We start from the raw sequence: 23,129 nt of genomic DNA, 5'->3' as shown, positions 1-23,129 counted from the left end.
CATCTACACGAATAACTTGGGGCGGACCAGAGAGAAAATGCATCGGCGGACAGGCCGATGATCCTTATTATGGCAGGTGCGTTTCCTCATCCGCCGGGCGGAGGCGGGAGAGCAGCAAGACCAGCGCGGCGATGGCGGAGCCGAGCGCGAGCAGCAGCGACGTCGCGCCCCTGCCCGCCCCCAAGGCCAGCAATTGCCCGGCGATAAACGGACCGAGCGCGGCGCCCATGCGGCCAAAGCCGATCACCGCGCCGGTGCCGGTCGCGCGCAAGGTGGTGGGATAGATATTGGCGATGAGCGCATAGAGGCCGACCACCGATCCGTTGGCGAGGAAGCCCAGGATGAAGGCCGCCACCTGGAGCCACAGCATGGCGGCGGGGACCGCGCCGAAGGCGGCGACCGCGACCGCCGCGCCGGCCAGTCCCACGATCACCAGCGGGCGCAGGCCCAGGCGCGGGGAGAGGAAGCCGAGCGTCAACCCGCCAATCGCGCCGCCCATGTTCATGAACACCGACACGATCGTCGCCCGCGACGGATCGAAACCCAGCGCCACGACCAGCGATGGCGCCCAGCCCAGCGCATAATAGAAGGTCATCATGTGCAGGCCGTACATGAGGATGAGCGCGATGGTGGTGGCGCGGTAACGGTCGGCGAAGAGCTGGCCCATCGATGCCTTGGGTTCGTCCACGATTCTGACCTGCCCGGCCTGTGGCTGGCCGAGGCGGCGCAGGATGGCGTTGATGCGCGGCAGGGCGGCGGGGCCATGGCGGGTGGCGAGCCAACTGACCGATTCGGGCAGGCACAGCAGCACGAGCGGCACCATCAGCGCGGTGGCGCCCGCGCCGGCGAAAAAGATCGATTCCCAGCCGTGGTTTTGCAATAATTGCGCCGCGCCCCACCCGCCGACGATGCCGCCGACCGGATAGCCCGCCGCCATGATGCTGACCGCCAGGTCGCGGCGGCGGCGGTTGGCGAATTCCGCCGATGCGGCGTTGACCGCCGCCAGCACCGCGCCGAGGCCGAGGCCCGTGAAAGCGCGCAGCAGGCATAGCACCACGACATTGGGGGCGAAGGCCGAGGCGAACATGCCGCTGACCATGATGACGAGGCACAGGAGAATTTGCGGCCGTCGGCCAATGCGATCGGCGAGTTGGCCCAGCGTCAGCGAACCCAAGACCATGCCGGCCAGCCCGGCCGACACGACCAAGCCGATCGCGCCGGGACCGATGCTCCATTGCCGCGCGATGCCGGGCGCGGCGAAGGTGACCGCCAATATGTCGAAACCGTCGAGCGCATTGAGCAGGAAGCAGATGGCGATCGCTACGACCTGCGGCAGGCGCATCGGCTGGACCGCCAGGATGCTGCGCGGATCATCGGCAGGCAGGGCTATAGTCGATGTGACGGCCATGGGTGGCGTTCCTCTCTATCTTATGCCGCGCACATTGTATGCTGATGACACATTATGCAAACCGAAAGGCGCCTGGCCCGCGGCGACGCAAATGCTTGTGGAAAGCCGCAAACAAATATAACGATCGTTATTAATTACGGAGAGGACAGACCAGACGATGCCGCACGCCACCACCCCGGCCGGCCGGACAGACAGTGAGCCGAGTCTGTTGCTGGGCATCGCCTTCGGCTTCCTGTCTTCGCTCGGCCCCTTCGCCATCGACCTGTACCTTCCCGCCATGCCGGGGATGGCGCGCGCGATGGCGGCGGACAGCGGCGCGGTGCAGCGCACGCTGTCCGCTTTCTTCCTGGGGCTGGCGCTGGCGCAGATACCGCTCGGCACATTGGGCGACAGGTTCGGGCGGCGGCGGCCGTTGATCGGCGGGCTGGCACTGTTTGCGATCGCATCCATCGCCTGCGCGCTGGCGACCAGCCTGCCCATGTTGGTCGCCTGCCGTTTCCTGCAGGGGATGGGCGCATGTGCGGGCACGGCGAGCGTGCGCGCAATGATCCGCGACCGGCATAGCGGGCATCGCGCCGCGCAACTCATGGCCTTCACTTTCCTGATCATCGGCATATCGCCGGTGCTGGCGCCGCTGGCGGGCAGTTACCTGTTGCAGATCATGGCGTGGCGCGGGCTGTTCGCGTTGCTGGCGGGCGGCGGGGTGATCGCGCTGGTCGCCGTCCTCCTCTTCCTGCCGGAATCGCTGCCACCCGAACGGCGGTTGCATCAATTGCCGATGCTGGAAAGCTATCGCCGGTTGTTGACCGCGCCGGCCTTTCTCGGCTGGACGATGGTGGCGGGGCTGGCGACCACCATTCCCTTCGCCTTCGTCACCGCCGCCCCTTTTCTCTATACGCAGGGCTTCGGCCTCACCGCGCATCATTACAGCCTGTTGCTGGCGCTCAATGCCGCGACGTCGATCATCGCGACCCAATTCGCGCCGGCGCTGATGCGGCGGCTGGGCGGGCGGCGACTGGTGTCGATCGCGGCGGCGATCGCGATCGTGGCGACGGCGCTGCTGGCGCTTACAACTGTCGCGCTCGCTGTCTCGATCGGCGCGTTCCAGATCTATGCGATGCTGCTTTTCGCGCTGGCCGGGCTGATCCTGACCCCGGCCGCCATTTCGGCGCTGGACGCCGCAGGCGGCGGAGCGGGCGCAGCAACCGGGCTGCTCGGCACGCTGCAACTGGCGATCACCGCGCTGGCGAGCGGCGCAGTGTCGCTGCTGCCGTCGATGACCGTACTGCCGCTGGCTGGCTTGCTGGGCGGCAGCTTCACGCTGATGGCGGTGGTGATGCTGGCGCTGGGTGAGCGGCGGGGCATTTAGGGCGCTCGCTTTACCGCAATCCGTTCGTCCTGAGTAGCCACTGAACGAAGTCGAAGTGGCGTATCGAAGGATGCGCGCCGGGGGCCGATGCTTCGATACGAGCCTTCGACAAGCTCAGTCTCTACTCAGCACGAACGGGTTTGGTTAGACCCTCAGTCATCAGGCTCCAATAGTCCATGGCGTGTTCTCACACAGGCGGGAACACGTAATGCTAGTGTCTATCCGTTCCGCATCAGCCGCTCGGCGTGCCAGCGCAGGTGATCGCCCATGAAGGTCGAGATGGTATAATAGCTATGGTCATAGCCCGGTTGCAGGCGCAGCGTCAGCGGGATGCCGGCCGCCGCGCAGGCCCGTTCGAGCAGATGTGGCTTGAGCTGTTCGGCGAGGAAAGTGTCGGCGTCGCCCTGATCCACCAGCAGGTCGGCGACACGCGCGCCATCCTCGATCAGGGCGACGGCGTCATGTTTGCGCCAGGCAGCGCGATCGTCTCCCAGATAGCCGCCCAGCGCCTTGTGCCCCCAGGGCACCTGTGAGGGCGCGACGATCGGCGCGAAGGCAGAGACGGCCTTGTACCGATCGGGGAAGGTGAGGCCGATGGTGAGCGCCCCATGGCCGCCCATCGAATGGCCCATGATCGACTGGCGAGCCATGTCGGCGGCGGGAAATTCAGCGGCGATCAGCGCAGGCAATTCCTCCGTCACATAGGACCACATGCGGTAATGCTGCGCGAAGGGCTGCTGCGTCGCATCGACATAGAAGCCCGCGCCCAGGCCGAAATCATAAGCGCCATCGGGATCGTCGGGCACGCGCTCACCGCGGGGCGAGGTGTCGGGTGCGACGAAGATCAGCCCCAGTTCGGCGCACAGGCGGCGATATTCGCCCTTGTCCGTGACATTGGCGTGGGTGCAGGTCAGCCCCGACAGATACCAGACGACCGGCAGCGTCGCGCCCGGCTCATGCGGGGGCACATAGACCGAGAAGGTCATGTCCGTGCCTGTGGCCGTGGAGGCGTGCCTATACACGCCCTGCACGCCGCCAAAGGCGCGATTGGTGCTGACCGTCTCCATCAGTAGACGACGACCGAACGGATGCTCTTGCCCGCGTGCATCAGGTCGAAGGCGGTGTTGATTTCCTCCAGGCCCATGACGTGGGTGATCATCGGGTCGATCTCGATCTTGCCGGTCATGTACATGTCGACGATCTTGGGCACGTCGGTCCGGCCCTTGGCGCCGCCGAAGGCCGTGCCGCGCCAGTTGCGGCCGGTGACGAGCTGGAAGGGACGGGTCGCGATCTCCTTGCCCGCTTCGGCCACGCCGATGATGATCGACGTGCCCCAGCCGCGATGGCAGGCTTCCAGCGCGGTGCGCATCACATCGGTATTGCCGGTCGCGTCGAACGTATAATCGGCGCCGCCGTCGGTCATCTCGACGATCTTCGCCACCGTGTCCTCGCGCGACAGGCCCCTGGAGTTGAGGAAGTCGGTCATGCCGAACTTGCGACCCCATTCCTCCCGGTCGGGGTTGATATCGACGCCGATGATCCTGTTCGCGCCAGCCAGGCGTGCGCCCTGGATCACGTTGAGGCCGATGCCGCCCAGGCCGAAGATGACGACATTGTCGCCCACCTGCACCTTGGCCGTATTGATGACCGCGCCCACGCCCGTGGTCACGCCGCAGCCGATATAGCAGCTCGACTGGAAGGGCGCGTCCTCGCGAATCTTCGCCACCGCGATTTCAGGCAGGACGGTGAAATTGGAGAAGGTCGAGCAGCCCATATAATGGAATATCGGCTGGCCCTTGTAGGAAAAGCGGGTCGTGCCGTCGGGCATAAGCCCCTTGCCCTGGGTCGCGCGGATCGCGGTGCACAGGTTCGTCTTGCCCGACAGGCAGCTTTTGCATTGGCGGCATTCGGGGGTGTAGAGCGGGATGACATGGTCGCCCGGCTTGACCGAGGTGACGCCGGGGCCGACTTCGCGCACGATGCCCGCGCCCTCATGGCCCAGGACCGAGGGGAAGATGCCCTCGCTGTCCAGCCCGTCGAGCGTATAGGCGTCGGTATGGCAGATGCCCGTCGCCATGATCTCCACCAGAACCTCGCCCGCCTTGGGGCCTTCCAGGTCGAGTTCGACGATCTCCAGCGGTTTCCTGGCTTCGAAGGCGACGGCGGCGCGGGTCTTCATGGGTCTACTCCCGAATTGGTCCGATAATCGGAAAATCCTGTGCCGGATCGGCGGGGGCATGTGCAAGCCCGCGCCGCGCGGCGGTGGTGTCGCCCGCTCTAGCAATATCCCGTCTGCGCGATAAGAAAGCATTTGCGGGATTCATTATTTCTGAAGTGGGACAATATGCACCGCTGGGAAGGCATAGACGAGTTCGTCGCGATCGCAGCCGCAGGCAGTTTCAAGGCGGGCGCCGAGGCGCTGGGCCTGTCGACCACCCATATGAGCCGCGCCATTGCCGCGCTGGAGGCGCGGGTGCAGGCGCCTTTGTTCCACCGCACAACCCGGACGGTGCGGCTGACCGATACGGGCCGGGTCTTCTTCGACCATTGCAGCCGGATCGTCGCCGAGCGGGACGAGGCGATCGCGATGATCAGCGAGGGCGGCGAGCCGCAGGGGGACATCCGCATCACCTGCTCCACCGCCATGGGCGAGCGCTTCATCGCGCCGATCGTGCGGCGCTATGCGTCCAGCCATGCCAAGTTGCGGATCAGCATCGACCTGACCAACCGGCTGGTCGACCTGGTCGGCGAAGGCTATGACCTGGCCATCCGCACCGGGCAGCTGGCGGAATCGCGGCTGATCGGCACCCGGATCGCCTCGCGGCGGCTCCATACCTGCGCCGCGCCCGCCTATCTCGACCGGCATGGACGTCCCGCCAAGCCCGGCGACCTGTCGCGGCACGAATGCCTGATCGGCACGTCGCCGCTGTGGCGGTTCCAGCGGGGCGGGCGGGCGGAGAGCATCCGGCCCAAAGGGCGGTGGCGCTGCAACAGCGGCGGCGCGGTGGCGGAGGCCGCGATTGCGGGCATGGGGGTATGCCAGTTGCCCGAATTCTACCTGCTGCCCCACATCGCATCGGGCGCGCTGGAGGAAGTGCTGGACGATTTCCGGCCCGATGACGAACCGATCTGGGCGGTCTATCCGCAGCGTCGCCATCTGCTGCCCAAGATCAGCGGGCTGCTGGACCTGTTGCGGGCCGAGCTGCCCGCCGCGCTGGCGCGGCAGGCCTGAACGCTCAGGCCGTCGGCTCGTCGTCGCCGTCGGGCCGGGTGAATTCGAGGAACCGGCTGTTGCCGCTGTCGTCGGTGGCTTCGAGCGTGTCGACCAGCGTGTCGAGATACTGGTTGAGCATGTCGACCTCCTGCCCTGCCAGGGCAGAGACGAGATAGGTCGCCACCTTGTCCGTCTGCGGGCGCATCAGGCCGTAGAGGCGCTGCCCCTCGTCGGTCAGGATGAGCGTCTTGCGCCGCTTGTTGCCAGGATCGCGCTCGACCGCGATGCGGCCATGCTTTTGCAGCGCGGCGACCGCGCGGGAGACGCTCATCGGATTGACGCCGGTCATTTCGGCCAGCTCATGGCTCGCCGAATTGGGGTGGCGCCCGATCAGCATCAGCAGGCGAAATTCATTGAGGCTGATCTTGTAGCGATGTTCCAGATAAGTGGAGAAAGGCGCCATCAGCTTGTTCGCCAGCCGCAGGACGCGATGCAGCGTATCGGCCGGGCTGGCTTCGGCCGCGCGCGGCCGCGGCGACTTGGAGGACGCGGACGGTTTCCGGAGCGGGCTGCTGTTCGACATGGTCTTCCGATAGGACATCTGGCGGTGGTGAAGTCAAGCCATGCGTGGTGCGGCAGGTCACTCAGCCGACAATCGCGCAGCCGACGCTGGTGAATTTGCCGTCGGCGACACGATAATGGATATATTGGCGCATTTCCTGGACCTGGCCCTTCGCGATCGGGGCGAACTGGTCGAGCCCCTGCGCCGCCAGCGCAGCGGCGTCGAGATCCTTGACGCCTTCGACCCGGATGATCCCTTCGAGCGCAACCAGGTCGGCGCTGGACGCGAAACGCTCGATCGTGAGCGTTTCGATGACATGGGCGTGGAGGAAACCGTAGAAGCGCTTGAACGCTTCGCGGGTGCCGAGGTCCACCCCGAAGAAGCGGATGCTGGCGCCCGGCGCGTAGAAATCGAACACCGTGTCATAGTCCCGGTCGTTGAACGCCTGCGCATAGCGATCGTAATCGGCGCGTTCCATCGCCCTCTCCCCTTGTCCGAAGGGGCGGGATTTTTCCCCTGCCCGCTTGTCCTTTTAATAACGATCGTTATCGTAAGGGCAAAGGGCGGATCGACGCCAGCGAAAAATGCAGGGAGAGGGTGATGAGCTATAGTGCGCAGGAACAGCGCAACCTGGATCTGGTGCAGGCTATGTTCGACCATGTGCTGATCCCAATGGACGGCGACGCCGCCGACCGCTTCATCGCGGCGGACTATATCCAGCATAACCAGTGGGTCGATACCGGGCTGGAACCGCTGAAAGCCTTTCTGCGCAAGGTGCGCGCGGAGAATCCCGATGCGGTGCATGATATCAAACGGCGCTTTGCCGATGGCGACCATGTGGTCGTTCATTATCATGTGCGGCGGTGGGCAGGCGATACCGGCTTTGCAGTGATGGATATCTTCCGCATCGAAGGCGACAGGATCGTCGAGCATTGGGACGTGGTGCAGGATGTGCCGGCCGACAGCCCCAATCCCCATTCCCCCTTTTGAGCCGGGAGGCAGCGATGCGATTCAAGGACAAGATCGTGCTGGTCGTGGGCGGCAATAGCGGCATCGGCCTGGCGAGCGCGCAGGCCTTCGCGGCGGAAGGCGCGACGGTGCGGATCAGCGGGCGCGACCAGGCGACGATCGATGCGGCGGTGGCCGGGATCGCCGGCGCAAGGGGGTATCGCGCGGACATCGCCGATCTGGACGCGATGGAGGCGGTGATCGGCGACATCGCGGCGCAGGACGGGCGGATCGATACGCTGTTCGTCAATGCCGGCGTGGGCGGCTTCGCGCCTTTCCGCGACCTGACGCCCGACGATTGGGACCATGTCCATGGCGTCAACCTGCGCGGCTGCGTGTTCGCCATCCAGAAGGCGTTGCGGCTGATGAACCGGGGCGGGTCGGTCGTGGCGACGGGATCGATCGGCGGCCATGCCTTCGTGCCGGGCAATACCGCCTATGCAGCAGCCAAGGGCGGGCTGTATGCGGCGCTCAAGGTCATTGCGGGCGAACTGGTGGGTGAAGGCATTCGCGTCAACCTGGTCAGCCCCGGTCCGATCGAAACGCCGCTGCTGCACCGCAATGCGGGCATGAGCGAGGCCGATGTGGAGGCCATGCGCGAGGCGATGATCGCGGCGGTGCCGATGCAGCGCATGGGCCGGGCGGAGGAAGTCGCGCGTGCCGTTCTGTTCCTGGCTTCGGAGGAAGCCAGTTTTATCACCGCCGCCAATTTGTTCGTGGATGGCGGAACGCTGGAATTAGGGTGATTGGGGAGCTTGGATAATGGATATGTTTTCGACGCTGGACAATCCGCGGCTGGAATTTGCGATGGAGGTACGGCTGCAATTCCCGCGGGTGCAGACCATCGTCAACACGCCGATGGGCGGCAATCGCAGCGCCGTCTACGTCGATGGCGGGACGTTCGAGGGGCCAAGGATCAAGGGCAAGGCGGTGCCGGGGTCGGGCGGCGACTATGCCTATTTCCGGCCCGACGATGTCGCGGTGTTCGATGCGCGCTATATGCTGGAGGAGGAGGATGGCACGTTGATCCTGCTCAACAATCGGGGTTTCCTTTGGGGGCGCAAGCCCGACACGATGGCGCGGTTGCGCGACTGGGCGTTCGGTGACGGCGAGCCGGTGGAGCAGCAGGATTATTATCTGCGCGGCAATCCCAGTTTCGAATGCCCGGTCGGCAAGCATGACTGGCTGACCAAGCATGTGTTCATTGGCGTGGGCGAGCGGCGCGCGGACGGGAATGTGCTGCGCTATTATGCGCTGACGTAACAAACCCCGTTCGCTTCGCGCGTGTCGAGAAGCGGCTGACGTGGCGCTTCTCGTTTCTCGACTTCGCTCGAAACGAACGGAGGGGATTATAGGGAAATCAGCGCGTCCAGGGCGATGGCGCCCTGCCCCTCCGGATAGACGATCACCGGGTTGAGATCGACTTCGCGGATGGCCGGCGTGGCGGCGACCATCTGGCCCAGGCGCTGGACGATATCGGCGACCGCGCCGATGTCCATCGCCGGGGCGCCGCGGAAGCCGTCGAGCAAGGGCGCCATGCGCAGCGTGCGGATCTGCGCGATGATCGCGTCGCGGGTCAGGTCGGGCGGGAGCAGGCAGACATCGTGCAGCAATTCGGCCGCGACGCCGCCGAAGCCGACGAGGATGGTCGGCCCCCAATGCGGATCGTTGCGCGCGCCCACGATCAGTTCGACGCCCTTGGCCGCCATCCCCTCCACCAGCACGCCGTCGAGTTCGAGGCCGGGGCGCGAGGCGGCGAGATTGGCCATCAGCCGGTCCCAGCCGGCCGCCACGGCTTGCGGGTCGGCCAGGTTGATGATGACGCCGCCCGCATCGCTCTTGTGCGGCAGTTCGGGGGACTGGGCCTTCAAGACCACCGGATAGCCGAGGCGATCGGCGGCGGCGACGGCTTCGGCCGCGCTCTGGGCCAATTCGAAGGCGGGGAAGGCGATGCCCTGCGCGCCCATGATGGCCTTCGACCGATGTTCGGGGATGGTGCTGCCGACCTGCGCCAGATCGGCGATCGGATCGGCGGCGAGCGGGGCCACCTGCTCGTCGCGCTGACGATGGGCGGCGATGCGGGCAAGCGCGCGCAGCGTGCGTTCGGCGGTGGGCAGATAGGTGACGCCGGCCGCCCGCAGCGCGGCGAGATCGTCGGCGAAGACGCCGCCGCCTTCATCGACGCCGCCGACGATGACCGGCTTGGTTTCGCCGATCGCTTCAAGCGCGTCGAGCACCGCCTTGAACTTGATGTGCGAGGTGCCGGTGTCGGTCTGGATCAGGGTGAGGAGGATCGTGCCGATCCGGTCGTCCTGCGCCAGCGCGGCGAGCGTGAGGCCGTAGAGGCCGGGATCGACCAGCCCCTGGGCGGTGATGTCCATCGGGTTGGTGACGGGGACGAAATCGGGCAGCGCCGCGCGCAGCGCCGGGCTGTCGGCGTCGGTGAGTTTCGGCAGGTCGAGGCCGACCGCTTCGGCAAGGTCGAGCATCATCGCCTTGAACGCGCCGGATTCGGCGATGACGCCGGTCCCGCCGATCCCGGCGTCGGGCGAGCGGGCGAGGATTTCGACGATGTCGCCCAGTTCCTCCAGCGAGTCCGCGAGAATCACGCCCGCGCGCTGGACATGGACGGTCATGACCGCATGGTCGCCCGCCATCGCGCCGGTGTGGGTGGCGGCGCTTTCCGCCCCTGCCGCGCTGCGGCCAGGATGAAGCAGCACGACCGATTTGCCCGCGTCGCGCGCCGCGCGGGCGGCGGCGAGGAAGCGGGCCGGGTCGCGCACATGTTCGGCGATGAGCGCAATGACGGCGGTGTCGCGCTGGTCGACCAGATAGGCGAGATAATCCTCGATCCCGCTCGCCGCTTCATTGCCGGTGGAGATGTAGCAGTTCAAGGGCACGTCGCGATGGATCATGGTCGTCGCCAGCACGGCCGCCATCGCGCCCGATTGCGACACGATGCCGACACGGCGATCGCCCTGCGCCTTCGCCTCCGGCATTTCGATGAAGGTCAGCGAGACATTGTCCCGGAAATTGACGAGGCCGAGGCAATTCGGCCCCTCCACCACCATGCCGCTTTCGCGGGCGATGCGGGCGATTTCCTGTTGGTCGGCCAGCCCTTGCGGACCATCTTCGGCAAAGCCGGCGGAGAAGATGACGGCGGCGCCGACGCCCTTGCGCGCAAGGCCGCGAATGGCGTCCAGTACGCCGGCGCGCGGGATGGCGAGAACAGCGACATGGACACCTTCCGGCAGGTCATCGACCGACGCGACGCAGGGTCGCCCGCCAATCTCCGTGCGCTTGGGATTGACCAGATGGATGTCTCCGTCAAAACCCTGCCGCACGAGGTTGGCCAATACCGATGCGCCCAGCGCGCCGGGCTTGTCCGAGGCGCCGACGATCGCGACCGAGCGGGGACGCAGCAGGCAATCCAGCGAAGCGGAGAGCAGGCCGTGACCCAGGATTTCCGTTTCATCCATGCAAACAGCTTCGGTCACGCGCATCCATCTCCCCGTTTCGCGCGGCGCTATCGGGTCGAATCGGCCGCCTCGTTCGCGCAGATTGTGCGCCTATGATACATTTTGCGCAAGCCCATGTTGTTCAGCCCTCGTCATCCGATAGGCCCGTCGCAGGCCCGATCCGGGCCAGCAGGTCGTGCAGCGTCGCCAGTTCATCAGCGCTCAGCCGCTGCGTCATCCGCGCGTCGGACCGGCGGACCGCAGCCACCATCTTTTCGAGCTGGCGCGCGCCTTCGGGCAGCAGGGCCAGGGCGTTGGTGCGCAAGTCGCGGCCCGGCCGCCGCTCCACGAAGCCCTTGTCGGCCAGGATGTTGACCAGCTTCATCGCGCTCGACCGATTGATGCTGAGCGCGCGACCCAGCGCGGTCTGATCGCAGCCGGGATTGTCGCGGATCAGGATGAGCGCAGTCATCTTCGCCGGCGACAGGTCGAAATCCGACAGCGCGGCGCGCGCGTCGGTTTCCATCAGCAAATTGGCACGCTGCACGCGATAGCCGACGAGCGTCTGGAGATCGGCCCCCTGTTTCATCTGTTTCGATACCCTCTTGCCAAAATTGTATCCCAGGCGCACATATACAGGATATAGCCAGCCGCTGCGGAAAGCGATAGCCAAGTGTCCGTCCGGATCGGCCTGCGACAGCCTATATAAGGAGAGCGACTCATGGATCGTGAATTTCGGATGCTGATCGACGGCGAACTGACGCCGGGCGCCAGCACGTTCGACGTGGTGAACCCGGCGACGGCAGAATCGTTCGCCGCCTGTCCCAATGCCGACGAGGCGCTGCTGGAACGCGCGATCGCGGCGGCCAAGCGCGCGCAGCCCCGCTGGGCGGCAACGCCGGTGGAGGAGCGCGCCGCGCTGGTCCTGAAACTGGCCGATGCGCTGGAAGCGCGGATCGGCGAATTCGCCAGCCTGCTGACCGCCGAACAGGGCAAGCCGCTGGACCAGGCCGGTTACGAGATCATGGGCAGCGTCTTCACCCTGCGCGCCTTCGCCGCGATGCGGGTGGAACCCAAGACATTGAAGGACGAGGGCGGCAACAAGGTGATCGAGCATCGCACGCCGCTGGGCGTGGTCGCGTCCATCACGCCGTGGAATTTTCCGCTGATCCTGCTGATGAACAAGCTGGGGCCGGCATTGGTCACCGGCAACACGATGGTCGCCAAGCCCGCGCCGACGACGCCGCTGACCACCCTGTTGTTCGGCGAGCTGGCGCAGGCGATCCTGCCGGCGGGCGTGCTGAACATCGTCTGCGACCAGAATGAACTGGGGCCGCTGATGACCGGGCACAAGGATATCGCCAAGGTCGCCTTCACCGGATCGACCGCGACCGGCAAGAAGGTGATGGCCTCCTCCGCCGGAACCGTGAAGCGGGTGACGCTGGAACTGGGCGGCAATGATGCGGCGATCGTGCTGGACGATGTCGACGCGCGGCAGGTGGCCAAGAAGGTCTATCAGGGCGCGATGACCAATGCCGGGCAGATTTGCGTCGCAGTGAAGCGCGCCTATGTCCCCAGCGCGCTGTATGACGATTTCTGCGACGAGCTGGCGAAGCTGGCGAACGAGGCGATCGTCGACGATGGCGCCAAGCAGGGCACGACCATCGGCCCGGTGCAGAACAAGATGCAATATGACAAGGTCAGCGCCCTGATTGCCGACGCCAAGATGCGCGGCACCGTGCTGGCGGGCGGCGAGCCGATGGACCGGCCGGGCTATTTCATCGCGCCCACCATCGTGCGCGACCTGCCCGAAGACGCGCCGCTGGTGCAGGAAGAGCAGTTCGGCCCGGTGCTGCCGGTCATGAAATATGACGATATCGCCGATGTCATCGCCCGCGCCAACGACAGCGATTATGGCCTGGCAGGCACGGTGTGGGGCAAGGATGTGGCGCGCGCGACGGCGATCGCGATGCAGATCGACACCGGCACGGTGTGGGTGAACCAGCATCTGGCGATCGACGCCAACATCCCCTTCCGCGGGGTGAAGCAGTCCGGGCTGGGCGGCGAGCTGGGCGAAGCGGGGCTGCTGGAATATACCCAGGCGCATATCGTCAACATCGTGGAATTGGAGGACGCCTGACCGTCATCCCATTGTAACCCGAAGAGGGTCGACGACGCATAATGCGTCTTCGACCCTCTCTTTTTGAGATTTTCCACCTAAGGCCTGTGGACATTTAGGGGATTCCCTTTTTCGCGTGGATCGGATTCAAGACTGGCGAAGGGAGCGTCATTTTGGATCGACACGGAATAAGCGACGAGCAGTGGGAACGGGTTCGTCCTGCGCTTCCCGGTAAAATCGGGGACCGAGGCCGTTCTGCCGCAGACAATCGGAGATTTGTCGATGCGGTCTTATGGATCGCTGCGACAGGAGCGCCGTGGCGGGACTTGCCGGAGAGCTTCGGCAACTGGAACTCCAATTTCCGTCGCTTCCGCAGATGGGCGGTGAAAGGGATCTTCGACCTTCTATTTGAGCAGCTATCCGGCGACCGCGACTTTGAATATGCCATGATCGACGGCACGATCGTCCGGGTCCATCAGCAGGGCACCGGCGCAAGGGGGGGACTCATCGTCAGGCGATCGGACGGTCGCGCGGAGGGCTGACCACAAAGATCGTGGCGTTGGTAGATGCGCTGGGAAACCTAGCCCGTTTCGTACTGGTGCCTGGCCAGAGCCACGACCTCGTCGGAGTGAAACCGCTAATCCAGGACGTCGAATTCGATATGTTCCTCGGAGACAAGGCTTTCGACGCAGACTGGTTGCGAACCGAGTTGAACGAACGAGGCGCTGTAGCGGTGATCCCTCCCAAATCGAACCGAAAGCAAAAGATCGAATGCGACTTTCACGCTTATCGCTGGAGGCACCTCGTCGAGAACTTCTTCTGCAGCCTCAAAACATTCCGGCGGATCGCCACCCGATACGAGAAAACCGATCAAAGCTACCGAGCTATGATCAACCTCGCAGCTTTGAAGATCGCCATGCGATAAATGTCCACAGGACTTAGTCATTCGGCATATTCGGAACATTCCATCGTGCGGTCATCATAGCCTCTATCCCAAGGGACCACCCCCCGATCGAGGAGTTCGCACTTGGCCTTTTCCCGCTTCGCCACCGCGGCCGTCGGCGCCGTCACCCTCGCCGCCATGGCCATGCCCGCCAGCGCCCATGGCATCTGGTTCGCGCAGCGGGCGCGCCAGTTGGCGCTGATCTATGGCGTGGGCGCGGACGATCTGGACGCGGTCAAGCGGCTGCCGCTGGTCAAGACCGTCACCGGCTATGACAGCGACTGGGCGCCGGTGGCCACCTCTCTTCGCGCCGCCGGGGCAATCCCGGTGGTGGACAGCGACGAGCCGGTCGCGGCCGTTGCCGCGATCATGGACTATGGCTATTGGAGCAAGACGCCGGACGGCGAATGGCACAATAAGGGCCGCGACGAGGTGCCCACCGCCACGCTGGCCGAGCATAATTTCAAATATGCGGTCCATCTGACGCAGGTGCCGACCAAGCCGGTGCCGCTGTTCGAGGGGCACATGCTTCAACTCATCCCCGCCGACCTTGCCATCCCCCAGAAGATGGGCGAGCGGATGAAGGTGCGCGTCTATTACAAGGGCAAGCCTGTCGCCGGCGCCACCGTCATGCAGGATTATGTCAACGATCCCGACGAAGTCGCCCCGGCCAAGACCGGCGCTGATGGCACCGCCACGATCAAGCTGCGCAATCAGGGCATCAATGTGCTGATGGCGATCTATGTCGGCCAGACGACCGACAAGAAGGTCGATCATGAGGAATATCGCGCCTCGCTGTCCTTCGTCCTCCCACACCTGCCGGAATAATCCGCATTTTTTGATGAGACTTGCGCTGATCTTCGGCTTTTTCCATGGTGTCGGTCTGGCGACCCAGTTTCAACCGCAGCGGCATCCTGGCCAATGCCGCGCTGATGACCGCCGGCTTCGTCCTCATCGACTATCAACTGACCGGCTATTTCACGTCCGCCGCAAGGATATCTGGTGGCTCAAACATCTCTAGATGGTCGCAGGGCCGCTTCGCCCTGGAAGCGGTCCTTTTTCGGGATTTTCGCATGGGTCGGGGCCGCAATCGAACGCCGCATTTTCATGCCGTCGCGCCCCGCGATTCACAATTTTGCACCGTCCCATGCGCCAAGTTTGACGTAATATATCCGTAACTCAACCTAGCCTCGTCCTTAGAAGAGGTGATCGAAAACACCCCGTGGCCCGGCCCCGACGACAGGATGCAACATCCGCGCGGGAAACAAGAAGAAAACCAGCCGGTCCCCGTTTCGCAGGACATTCGGGAACAGCGACTTCATAAGGGGATAACATCATGCGCACATCATCGACCCTTCGCCTGGCCTTTATCGCCAGCACCGCCGCCATCGCCCTGTCTTCCGCCGCACAGGCGCAGCAACCCGCTGCCGCTGCCGCGGACGGCGAGATTGTCGTCACCGGCCTGAAGCGGCAATATTTCGGCGACACGCCGGTCAAGGAAATCCCGCAGGCCGTCCAGTTTCTGGAAGGCAAGCTGCTCGACAGCCTGAACATAACCCGGCTCGACACCGCGCTGGAATTGGCGAGCGGCGTGTCGAAGCAGAATAATTTCGGCGGCCTGTGGGACAGTTTCGCGATCCGCGGCTTTGCCGGCGACGAGAATTTCCCCAGCGGCTTCCTGGTCAACGGATTCAACGGCGGCCGCGGCTATGGCGGCCCGCGCGATGCATCCAATGTCGAACGGATCGAAGTGCTCAAGGGACCGAATTCGGCGTTATTCGGGCGCGGCGAGCCGGGCGGCACGATCAACATCGTCACCAAGAAGCCAACCTTCAAGGAAGGCGGCAGCTTTTCCGTCGCAGCAGGCAAATGGGACAATTACCGGGTGGAGGGCGATTATAACCTGCCCCTGAGCGACAGCGTGGCGATCCGCATCAACGGGTCTGTCGAAGATGCCGAAAGCTTCCGCGATACTGTTGAAACACGCAAATATACGGTGAACCCGACTTTCCTGGCCAAGTTGTCGGACAAGGACATCTTCACCTACGAACTGGAATATGTGAACCAGGAAGTGCCGTTCGAGCGCGGCGTGGTCGCGATCCCAACGATCAATGCGAATGGCGCGATCAGCTATGATCTGGGCGCGATTCCCAATTCCCGCTATCTCAGCAACCCCAATGATGGCCCGACCGAGGTCGAGGTGCTGGGCCACCAGGCGCAATATCAGCATGATTTCAGCAGCGATTGGACGCTGATGCTGGGCGCGGGTTACAAGGATACCAGCTTCAAGGGCTATTCGAGCGACCCCGAATTGGTGCTGGGCCGCCAGATGCTGGACGATGACGGACGGACCCTGTCGCGCCAGCGCCGTTACCGCGACTATAGCACCAAATATATGGTGTTCCGCGGCGAAATCAGCGGCAAGCTGGAAACCGGATCGATCGTCCATAATATCCGCGTCGGCGCGGATTATGACCGGTTCAAGATCGACTATTTCCAGACCCGCTATCGGCCCACCGCCACCGACCAAAGCTATTCGATCGACATCTTCAACCCCGATTACGCCATCCCCGCCCCAACCCCCACGGCGGTGATCCAGAACGCGACCGAAATTCAAAAGGCATGGGGCGTCTACGCCCAGGATCCGGTCGAGATCACCGAGCAGTTCAAGGTCCGCTTTGGTGGACGATATGATGATTTCAGCCAGGACATCGACCTGCGCCTGAACGGCACCAATCCCAGAAAATCCTACACCAAATTCAGTCCAATGGCCGGAATGGTGTTCGAACCGACCAATAGCTTGTCCGTCTACGCCAGCTATGGAAAGGGATTCCGGCCAAATAGCGGCGTGGGCGCCGATGGCCAGCCTTTCGAACCGGAAATCAGCGAATCCTACGAAGTCGGCGGCAAGTTCGTGACGCCGGACGGCCGCATCACCAGCACCCTGTCATTGTACAAGATGAAGAAGACCAACGTCCTGTCCACCGATCCGGCCAATCCCGGTTTTTCCAAGCCGGTGGGCGCCGCCGACAGCAAGGGCGTGGAATTTGACCTCAACGCCAAGTTGCCGGCCGGGTTCGAACTGTTCCTGACCTATGCCTATACCGCCGCAGGATGGGCGACCAATGTCACCGATCCCAATTTCGGCCAACCGATCCTGAAGGGCGACCCGCTGATCAACATTCCCAAGCATCAGGGCAATGCGCTGCTGTTCAAGAATTTTTCGATCGGCGAGCATGAGGCGATGTTGGGCGGCGGCGTGAGCCATGTCGGCAAGCGTCTGGGGGAAACCGCGACGACCTTCTTCCTGCCCAGCTACACCATCGCGAAGATATTGGGGTCAGTGACGATCAACGACCAGATCAAGCTGTCGGCCAATGTCGATAACCTGTTCGACAAAAAATATTATGCCAGTTCCTATGCGGCGCTGTGGGTGCAGCCGGGTATGCCGCGCTCGTTCACGCTGCGGGCGACGTTTAACTTCTGATGCGCTGACATCGGAGCCGCAAGGCTCCGATCGGCCGCCGACTTTCCTCATTCCAAGGCTTGGGCCTCCCTCCAAGCCTTGAGGACGTCGGCGGCCTTGTTCTTTTTTTCGACAGCAAGAGGCGCATCATGACCCGCGCACAATGGCTCCGCACCCACCGCATTATCGGCCTGGTTATCGCGCCGTTCCTGCTGGCGCAGGCGCTGACCGGCGCGATGCTGCTGTATCGCGGTCCGGCGGCGCGGGCGATCGACCCGGTGGGCATGACGAGCCAGGCGACCGGGGCGGCCCTGTCGCCCGGTGATGCAGTGGCGCGGGCGAACCGGGTCATGCCGGGCCGCCATGTCGTCCGCCTGTTCGCGCCAGACAGCGACGGCGCGACCTGGTTCGCGCAACTCGCCAACGAGGAGGGTCGCACCGGCTATGCCTCGATCGATCCGGCCGGTGGCGCCGTGTTGCGCGCGGGCGGCCTGTTCGCCTTCCCGGTCGAGGCCGCGCTGCAAATCCATTATCGGCTGATGGCGGGCAAGGCCGGCATGGCGATGGTCGCGATCAACGCGCTGGCGCTGCTGACCATGGCGGCGAGCGGCCTCGCTTTCTGGTGGCCCAAGCGCAACATCGCCAAGGCGCTGACGATCCGCTGGTCGCTGGCCCCGCGGCAGGTGCTGCGGCAGGCGCATCGCACGGTCGGCGTGGTCGCCGCCGCTTTCCTGGTCATGCTCGCCGGAAGCGGCCTGCTGCTGATCCTGCCCGAACTGGCCGACGCCAGCGCGGCACCGAGTGCGGTCGCCGTCCCCGCGGCCGCGGTCGACCGCAGCCTGACGCTGGCGCAGAGCGCCTTTCCCGACAGCGCGCTGCGCGACCTGCGGATCGATGGCGACCGTATGATCGTCAATTTCCGCGCGCCCGAACGCAATGCGCGTGCGGTGCATCGCGTCATCGTCACCCTGTCCCGGCCCCATATCGTCGGCGCGACCCGCGCCCAGCAGAATGGCGCGCTGTGGATGACGGTGCTGCCGATCCATAGTGGCGAAGTGGCGGGGCCGGCCGGTCCGGCGCTGATCCTGTTCATCGCGCTGGCGTTGGCGGCGCTCGCCCTTTCCGGCCCCATCCTGTGGTGGCAGGCTGCCGCCCAGCGCCGCCGCCCCGTTCGAAAGACCATGTCATGACCCTGCTCTACACGTCCGATCCCGCGCGCGGCCGTATCTGGCGCGCGATTTTCGCGGAGGACGCGGCGGACATCGGCTTCGTCGATCCTTCCCAATCCTATGATCCAGCCGCGATCCGCTATCTCGCAGCCTGGGCGCCGTCGGCAGAGTTAATCGCCAGCCTGCCCAATCTGGACGTGCTTTTTTCGATCGGCGCGGGGATCGACCAGTTCGACATGGACGCGCTGCCGCCCCATGTCCGGGTCGTGCGGATGATCGAGCCGGGGATCGCGGCCGGCATGGTCGAATATGCGACGATGGCGGTGCTGGCGCTGCACCGAAACCTGATTGATTATCGCGAGGCGCAGAAAGAAGCGCGGTGGGCGCCGATCAAGCTGACACCTGCGGGCGAGCGGCGGATCGGCGTGATGGGGCTGGGCAATCTGGGCCGGGCGGTGTTGCAGACGTTGCAGCCGTTCGGTTTTGCCCTGTCGGGATGGAGCCGGTCGGCCCACGCGATCAACGGGGTCGATTGTCATGCTGGCGAAGATGGGCTGACGGCGTTTCTGCCAGGCTGCGATATCCTCATCTGCCTGCTGCCGCTGACCGACGAGACGCGCGGCATTTTGTGCCGGAATACATTGTCTCAACTGCCGCGCGGCGCGGCGATCATCAATGTCGGGCGGGGCGCGCATCTGGTGAAGCATGATCTGCTGTCGCTGCTGGATGAGGGGCATCTTTCGGGCGCTGTGCTGGATGTGACAGAGCCGGAGCCGCTGCCGGCCGGCCATCCTTTTTGGACGCATCCGCGCATAATGCTGACGCCGCATGTCGCCAGCATGACCCGCCCGGATGGCGCGGCGCGCGCGCTGATCGCCAATATCCGGCGCTTTGCCGAGGGCCGGCCGATGGACGGCGAAGTCGCGCGCGACCGGGGCTATTGAGCGTGCGACATTCCATGCCGCGCATCTGTGCGCCATATGGCTTTTCGGCTATGATCGGTCCTTGATCGCGCGCTTGAAAGGCGCACGGCAAATGATGCCGAAACCCATGCTATAAAGCCTGAAATCTGCGTCCCGACCCGATCCAATCGGGTGCATGTTCCGGCCCTGCCATGTCGTAATGCTCCTGTCACACGGCCCCACGGGCCACCTGTAGAACTCGCAAAGGACGCTCCGCCGATGCCCAATTTCCGGCCCAAATATATCAGCTTCGATTGCTATGGGACGCTGACCCGTTTCCGCATGACGGATATGGCGACCACCTTCATGGCCGATCGCATCGATGCGGAAAAACTGCCCGCTTTCTGCAAGGATTGGGGCGCGTACCGCTTCGACCAGGTGATGGGCGACTGGGAACCCTATCAGGAGATCATCCGCAATTCGTTGCGCCGGACGTGCGAGAAATGGGGCGTGGCCTATAACGAGACGGACGCCGATGCGGTCTATGCCGCCGTGCCGACATGGGGGCCGCATGATGATGTCGCCGGTGGCCTGAGCCAGATCGGCGACAAGATTCCGCTGGTCATCCTGTCCAACGCGATGAACGAGCAGATCCATCATAACGTCGCGATGCTCTGCGCGCCGTTCCACGCAGTCTATACCGCGCAAATGGCGCAGGCGTACAAGCCGCGGATGCAGGCGTTCGAATATATGTTCGATCAGCTCGGCGCGAACCCGGAGGATATGATGCACGTCTCCTCCAGCTTCCGCTACGACCAGAATACGGCGACCGATTTGCATTTCGGCTGCCGCGTGTTCGTGGGGCGTGGGCATGAGCCGTCCAACCCCTTCTATCGCGACGTCGAAATTCCCCATATCGGTTGTCTGCCCGCGGTCGTGGGCCTCTGATCCGATCATGACTGCGCCCTCCCCCCTCTCCTACTGGCTCGCCAGCGCCCCGGCCTTCACCGGCGGGGCGGAGGGCGGAGTCGAAGGCATGGCGGACGTCGCCATCATCGGCGGCGGCTTTACCGGCCTGTCGGCGGCGCTGGCGCTGGGCAAGCGCGGGGCCAGCGTCGTGCTGCTGGAGAAGGGGCGCGTCGTCGGAGAGGCTTCGGGTCGCAACGGGGGCCAGTGCAATAATGGCACGGCCCATGACTATGGCGCGCTGTCCGCCCGGTTCGGGAAGGAGATCGCCAAAGCCTATTATCGTGCCCATTGCGACGCCGTCGATACGGTCGAGCGGCTGGCGCGCGAAGAAGACATCGACTGCAACTTCACCCGCTGCGGCCGGGTGAAGCTGGCGGCGAAGCCCGCGCATTATGACAAGCTGGTGCGGGCGCATGATTTGCTGGCCGCCGAGGTGGACGAGCATGTCCGGCTGGTGCCGCCCGACCGCATCCGCGAGGAAGTGGGGTCGGACGCTTTCCACGGCGCGCTGGTCCAGACGACCAGTGCGCAGGTGCATCCGGGGCGGTTTGGCGTTGGGCTGGCGGAAGCGGCGGCGCGGGCCGGGGCGCGGATTTACGAAGGTGCCGACGTCAGTGATTTCCTGCGCGTACCGCAAGGCTGGCGCGTGACGTCTTCGCGCGGGACGGTAACGGCGAAGCAGCTACTGGTCGCCACCGGCGGCGCGCCTTCTGTTGGTCCTTTCGGCTTCTTCCGTCGGCGGATCGTGTCGGTGGGCAGTTTCATCATCGCGACACAGCCGCTGGACAACGCGCTGGTCGGCCGGCTGCTGCCGGGACGACGCAACTATGTGACCAGCAAGGCTATCGGCAATTATTTTCGGCTGGCGCCCGACAACCGCCTGATCTTCGGCGGGCGGGCGCGCTTTGCGATCAGCGATCCCCGGTCGGACGCGAAAAGCGGGCTGATCCTGGAGCAGGCGATGGGGGAGATGTTCCCGGCGCTCAAGGGCGTGGGCATCGACCATATATGGGGCGGAATGGTCGACCTGACCGCCGACCGCCTGCCCCGCGCGGGCGAGACGGACGGGCTCTATTATTCGATGGGCTATAGCGGCCATGGCGCGCAGATGGCGACCCATATGGGGCAACAGATGGCGCGCGTGATGAGCGGCGAGCCGGACGCCAATCCCTGGACCGGGCTGGATTGGCCGAGCGTACCGGGCCATTTCGGCAAGCCCTGGTTCCTGCCGCTGGTGGGCCTGTGGTACAAATGGCAGGATGTGTTGGGGTGGACGACCCCCGAACGGCATCAAAGTGTGCCAGAATGAGGTCGTTGTAGATCTCAACCGAGGAGGCCGTCCGTGGAACAGTTTATCCGAGTTGGAATGGATACGTCAAAGCATGTCTTTCAGCTGCATGGCGTGAATGCGGCCGAGGAGCCGGTATTGCGCAAGAAGCTTCGGCGCAAAGAGATGGTCGAGTTTTTCGGTAAACTGCCGCCGACGGTAGTGGCAATCGAAGCGTGCGGCGGCTCGCATCACTGGGCGCGGGAGCTGCAATCGTTGGGGCATGAGGTGAAGATGCTGCCGCCGCAATATGTGAAACCATATGTAAAGCGTGGCAAGAATGACGCCGCCGATGCCGAGGCGTTGTGCGAAGCGATGAGCCGCCCGACGATGCGCTGCGTGCCGGTGAAGACTGCCGAGCAGCAAGCGGCACTGATGTTGGTCGGTACGCGGGACCGCTTGGTTCGCAATCGCACGCAGCTGACCAATGCGATCCGTGGTTACGCGGCCGAATTGGGACTGACGGCTGCCAAAGGGATGCGGCATATCACGCCATTGCTCGACCGGATCGCGACGGATGAGACGCTGCCGGAAATGGCGCGCGATCTGTTCGCACTTCACGCCCACGAATATGCGCAGTTACAGAAGGAAATCGAAAGGGTTGAGAGCCGGCTGATGACATGGCACCGTGCTGACGAATGCAGTCGTCGCCTTGCGCAAATACCGGGCGTTGGTCCAATCGGAGCTTCGCTTTTGATGATGAAGACGCCGGCGCCTGAACTGTTTGGATCTGGCCGCGATTTTGCCGCGTGGCTTGGCCTGACACCCAGAGATCATTCGACAGCCGGGAAGACCAGACTTGGCGTCATCACCCGCGCCGGTGACGAGGCCTTGCGAAGTACCTTGATACAGGGTGCAACCGCTCTCCTCCGACAGGTGCGGATGGGGCGAAGTAAAAATGCATCTTCCTGGCTCATGGAGTTGCTCAAGCGCAAGCCGCCCAAGCTTGTCGCTGTGGCGCTGGCGAACAAGGTCGCCCGTATTGCCTGGAAAATGATGATGACAGGCGAACCCTACAAATCCCGATCTGCAGTGCCTGCACTAGGGGTCGCGGCATAGAGCTCATCGCTGCACGGGGAGTACAGCTAACGCTACCGTGCTGAGTTGGGGCTGGAACTTGCAAGAGAACGAGCAGATGGTGTGATCGATCGATCCGAAACGCGTGACACTCCGCATGAATCACTGGCCTTCACAGGTCGCGATTGTGTTTGGAAC

Annotated in this window: 22 protein-coding genes; 15 read left to right on the top strand and 7 right to left on the bottom strand. The window is 64.3% G+C overall.

What is annotated here, in order from left to right; genetic code table 11:
- Positions 1-67 precede the first annotated feature (67 nt).
- Complete coding sequence (locus tag sphantq_RS20140; protein WP_272800521.1) at positions 68-1,408, bottom strand: MFS transporter; 1,341 nt, start codon at positions 1,406-1,408, stop codon at positions 68-70.
- A gap of 157 nt (positions 1,409-1,565) precedes the next feature.
- Between sphantq_RS20140 and sphantq_RS20135 the strand changes: the two genes are divergently transcribed.
- Positions 1,566-2,777, top strand: a complete 1,212-nt coding sequence (locus tag sphantq_RS20135) for a multidrug effflux MFS transporter (protein ID WP_272800520.1) — start codon at positions 1,566-1,568, stop codon at positions 2,775-2,777.
- Positions 2,778-2,995: 218 nt separating this feature from the next.
- Here the strand turns inward: sphantq_RS20135 and fghA are convergent, their stop codons facing one another.
- Together fghA and sphantq_RS20125 are read right to left on the bottom strand one after the other, a co-directional pair.
- Positions 2,996-3,844: an S-formylglutathione hydrolase gene (gene fghA / locus sphantq_RS20130; protein WP_272800519.1), complete on the bottom strand. Its 849-nt coding sequence runs from the start codon at positions 3,842-3,844 to the stop codon at positions 2,996-2,998.
- On the bottom strand, positions 3,844-4,956 hold the full coding sequence (locus sphantq_RS20125) for an S-(hydroxymethyl)glutathione dehydrogenase/class III alcohol dehydrogenase (RefSeq protein ID WP_066609151.1): 1,113 nt from the start codon (positions 4,954-4,956) through the stop codon (positions 3,844-3,846). The genes fghA and sphantq_RS20125 overlap by 1 nt, the downstream gene beginning before the upstream one ends.
- Positions 4,957-5,121: 165 nt before the next feature.
- Here sphantq_RS20125 and sphantq_RS20120 point away from each other — a divergent pair, with 165 nt between their 5' ends.
- Positions 5,122-6,009, top strand: coding sequence for a LysR family transcriptional regulator (locus sphantq_RS20120; RefSeq protein WP_066609150.1), 888 nt, complete (start codon positions 5,122-5,124; stop codon positions 6,007-6,009).
- A 4-nt stretch (positions 6,010-6,013) separates the two neighbouring features.
- Here the strand turns inward: sphantq_RS20120 and sphantq_RS20115 are convergent, their stop codons facing one another.
- Positions 6,014-6,574 (bottom strand): MarR family winged helix-turn-helix transcriptional regulator, encoded by a 561-nt coding sequence (locus sphantq_RS20115; RefSeq protein ID WP_244884565.1) that lies wholly within the window; start codon positions 6,572-6,574, stop codon positions 6,014-6,016.
- A 61-nt stretch (positions 6,575-6,635) separates the two neighbouring features.
- A complete protein-coding gene (locus sphantq_RS20110; RefSeq protein WP_066609148.1) occupies positions 6,636-7,031 on the bottom strand; it encodes a nuclear transport factor 2 family protein in 396 nt (131 codons plus the stop codon).
- A gap of 122 nt (positions 7,032-7,153) precedes the next feature.
- Here sphantq_RS20110 and sphantq_RS20105 point away from each other — a divergent pair, with 122 nt between their 5' ends.
- The 3 genes from sphantq_RS20105 to sphantq_RS20095 are packed head-to-tail and all read left to right on the top strand — an operon-like array spanning position 7,154 to position 8,824.
- Positions 7,154-7,543, top strand: coding sequence for a nuclear transport factor 2 family protein (locus sphantq_RS20105; protein ID WP_066609147.1), 390 nt, complete (start codon positions 7,154-7,156; stop codon positions 7,541-7,543).
- A gap of 14 nt (positions 7,544-7,557) precedes the next feature.
- Positions 7,558-8,307, top strand: a complete 750-nt coding sequence (locus sphantq_RS20100) for an SDR family oxidoreductase (RefSeq protein ID WP_272800518.1) — start codon at positions 7,558-7,560, stop codon at positions 8,305-8,307.
- 16 nt (positions 8,308-8,323) lie between these two features.
- Positions 8,324-8,824 carry a DUF3237 domain-containing protein gene (locus sphantq_RS20095; protein ID WP_272800517.1) on the top strand — a complete coding sequence of 167 codons (501 nt, stop codon included), beginning with the start codon at positions 8,324-8,326 and terminating at the stop codon, positions 8,822-8,824.
- Between the two features lie 86 nt (positions 8,825-8,910).
- Here sphantq_RS20095 and sphantq_RS20090 read toward each other — a convergent pair whose 3' ends face one another.
- Positions 8,911-11,040 (bottom strand): acetate--CoA ligase family protein, encoded by a 2,130-nt coding sequence (locus sphantq_RS20090; protein ID WP_272800564.1) that lies wholly within the window; start codon positions 11,038-11,040, stop codon positions 8,911-8,913.
- A 121-nt stretch (positions 11,041-11,161) separates the two neighbouring features.
- A complete protein-coding gene (locus sphantq_RS20085; RefSeq protein WP_066609221.1) occupies positions 11,162-11,608 on the bottom strand; it encodes a MarR family winged helix-turn-helix transcriptional regulator in 447 nt (148 codons plus the stop codon).
- A 132-nt stretch (positions 11,609-11,740) separates the two neighbouring features.
- Between sphantq_RS20085 and sphantq_RS20080 the strand changes: the two genes are divergently transcribed.
- From sphantq_RS20080 to sphantq_RS20035, 10 genes are all read left to right on the top strand, one after another.
- Positions 11,741-13,159, top strand: a complete 1,419-nt coding sequence (locus tag sphantq_RS20080) for an aldehyde dehydrogenase family protein (protein ID WP_272800516.1) — start codon at positions 11,741-11,743, stop codon at positions 13,157-13,159.
- Between the two features lie 152 nt (positions 13,160-13,311).
- Positions 13,312-14,063 (top strand): IS5 family transposase gene (locus sphantq_RS20075; RefSeq protein WP_272798406.1). Its coding sequence is split into 2 segments (ribosomal slippage): positions 13,312-13,633 and positions 13,633-14,063, totalling 753 coding nucleotides; the frame shifts between segments, so codons are not numbered across the junction.
- A gap of 102 nt (positions 14,064-14,165) precedes the next feature.
- Positions 14,166-14,909 (top strand): DUF4198 domain-containing protein, encoded by a 744-nt coding sequence (locus sphantq_RS20070; RefSeq protein WP_272800515.1) that lies wholly within the window; start codon positions 14,166-14,168, stop codon positions 14,907-14,909.
- 44 nt (positions 14,910-14,953) lie between these two features.
- The gene (locus sphantq_RS20065; RefSeq protein WP_272800514.1) at positions 14,954-15,259 is read left to right on the top strand and encodes a hypothetical protein; all 306 of its coding nucleotides are present in this window, start codon (positions 14,954-14,956) and stop codon (positions 15,257-15,259) included.
- Positions 15,260-15,417: 158 nt separating this feature from the next.
- Positions 15,418-17,568, top strand: a complete 2,151-nt coding sequence (locus sphantq_RS20060; protein WP_272800513.1) for a TonB-dependent siderophore receptor — start codon at positions 15,418-15,420, stop codon at positions 17,566-17,568.
- A gap of 128 nt (positions 17,569-17,696) precedes the next feature.
- The gene (locus tag sphantq_RS20055; protein WP_066609140.1) at positions 17,697-18,737 is read left to right on the top strand and encodes a PepSY-associated TM helix domain-containing protein; all 1,041 of its coding nucleotides are present in this window, start codon (positions 17,697-17,699) and stop codon (positions 18,735-18,737) included.
- Positions 18,734-19,660 (top strand): 2-hydroxyacid dehydrogenase, encoded by a 927-nt coding sequence (locus sphantq_RS20050; protein ID WP_272800512.1) that lies wholly within the window; start codon positions 18,734-18,736, stop codon positions 19,658-19,660. Before sphantq_RS20055 ends, sphantq_RS20050 begins: the two co-directional genes overlap by 4 nt.
- 237 nt (positions 19,661-19,897) lie before the next feature.
- Positions 19,898-20,566 (top strand): haloacid dehalogenase type II, encoded by a 669-nt coding sequence (locus tag sphantq_RS20045; protein ID WP_272800511.1) that lies wholly within the window; start codon positions 19,898-19,900, stop codon positions 20,564-20,566.
- A gap of 7 nt (positions 20,567-20,573) precedes the next feature.
- Positions 20,574-21,896 carry an NAD(P)/FAD-dependent oxidoreductase gene (locus tag sphantq_RS20040; protein WP_272800510.1) on the top strand — a complete coding sequence of 441 codons (1,323 nt, stop codon included), beginning with the start codon at positions 20,574-20,576 and terminating at the stop codon, positions 21,894-21,896.
- A gap of 33 nt (positions 21,897-21,929) precedes the next feature.
- Complete coding sequence (locus tag sphantq_RS20035) at positions 21,930-22,973, top strand: IS110 family transposase (RefSeq protein WP_272798613.1); 1,044 nt, start codon at positions 21,930-21,932, stop codon at positions 22,971-22,973.
- Positions 22,974-23,129 lie beyond the last annotated feature (156 nt).

It is taken from the genome of Sphingobium sp. AntQ-1 (assembly GCF_028538045.1).
Classification (GTDB): Bacteria; Pseudomonadota; Alphaproteobacteria; order Sphingomonadales; family Sphingomonadaceae; genus Sphingobium; species Sphingobium cupriresistens.
The sequence above is the reverse complement of the archived record's forward strand: the minus strand, read 5'-3'. Positions and strand labels throughout refer to the sequence as shown.